1 protein-coding gene is annotated in these 1,350 nt (G+C 61.2%); it reads left to right on the top strand.

Annotation, left to right across the window (positions count from 1 at the left end; genetic code table 11):
• The first annotated feature begins 123 nt into the window (after nucleotides 1-123).
• Nucleotides 124-1,329 (top strand): IS4 family transposase, encoded by a 1,206-nt coding sequence (locus CIW53_RS17580; RefSeq protein ID WP_149366014.1) that lies wholly within the window; start codon nucleotides 124-126, stop codon nucleotides 1,327-1,329.
• Nucleotides 1,330-1,350: the final 21 nt, after the last annotated feature.

Raw genomic sequence — 1,350 nt, 5'->3', positions numbered from 1 at the left:
CTGACCCTGAGGTTTCCCCACGAATCCCCTCGTTCAATCAACACCTTGCGTGAAGACTGAAGGAACAGTGCGCGCATGATGCGGTCATTCCTCACGGGTTACGAAGCCAGAGGAGACCACACCATGCGCGCCACCAAAGTATTGCAAAAGTGTCTGGACGATGCACTCGGTTCGATGCATGCGCTGCGCAGTCGTGTGTTGCTGCGTGCCGTTGAGGCGATGATTCACGGCAGCCGCCTGACGCTGATCGATCTGGCACGTTCATGGCCCGGCGCGGAGCGCGTCCGCGCGCCACTCAAGGCACTGGATCGGCTCTTGGGCAACTGCCATCTACACGTCGAGCGCGAACACATTTACCAGGCCATGACCCGTTGGCTGGTGCGTAGCAAACAACCCGTCATCCTCATCGATTGGTCGGATCTGAAGTCCGATCGGAGCTGGCATCTGCTGCGTGCGGCGATTCCTGTGGGTGGCCGCTCGCTGCCTATCCTGGACATGGTGTTTCCCGGCGGAAAGCAAGGCTCACCGAAGGCTGAAAAGCTGTTTCTGAAGCGCTTGGCACACGTGCTGCCGGCTGACGTGCGGCCGATTCTGGTGACCGATGCCGGCTTCCGAGGGCCATGGTTTCAAGCCGTCGAGGCGATGGGCTGGCAGTGGCTGGGACGGTTGCGCAACAGGACGTATCTCAAACCCGTTGAGGTGGCCGATGAGCCCGGGCAGTGGGTGACATGCAAAGCCATGTATGCCCTGGCTACGCGTGATCCGCGCGATTTCGGATCGATGGATATAGCGCGCAGCAATCCCCTGACGGCGCGTGTGGTGTTGCACGCGAAACCCGCCAAAGGTCGCAAGCATCGCAATCGGCAAGGCGTGCCAGCGCGCAACTCCAACAGTCGAAAGAACGCACAACGGGAGAGCGAACCGTGGTTGCTGGTGGCATCGCCCTCGCTGGCGCTCAGTGCGCGCCAGCTGATCACGCTGTATGGACGTCGCATGCAGATCGAGTTGTCGTTCCGTGATCTGAAATCCCACCGCTACGGACAGGGGTTCGAGGACAGCCTCACCCGCAAGGGGGCGCGTATCGAGGTGCTGTTGCTACTCAGCACGATGGCCGCGTTTGCCACGTGGCTCGTGGGCATGGCGTGCGAGCGCTGCGGTATCGACGCTTGGCTCACGCCGTTCCGATCGAGACGACGCCTCTACTCGGTCATGCGGCTTGGTCGCGAAGCACTTGTGCGACGATGGTCGAGCACGCGCTTGAGCGAGCTGATCAGTCAGCTGCGACACCCCAGTCCACAGCTACTGGATCAGCTGGGGGTTCCGACATGAAAAACGTGGGGAAACCTCAGA

Source organism: Rhodanobacter sp. T12-5, from assembly GCF_008329435.1.
GTDB lineage: Bacteria > Pseudomonadota > Gammaproteobacteria > Xanthomonadales > Rhodanobacteraceae > Rhodanobacter.
This window is presented reverse-complemented; position numbering and strand designations above follow the sequence as displayed.

Coding starts and splice junctions, on each gene's coding strand:
- CIW53_RS17580 (WP_149366014.1), top strand. CDS start 124: ATGCGCGCCACCAAAGTATTGCAAAAGTGTCTGGACGATGCACTCGGT.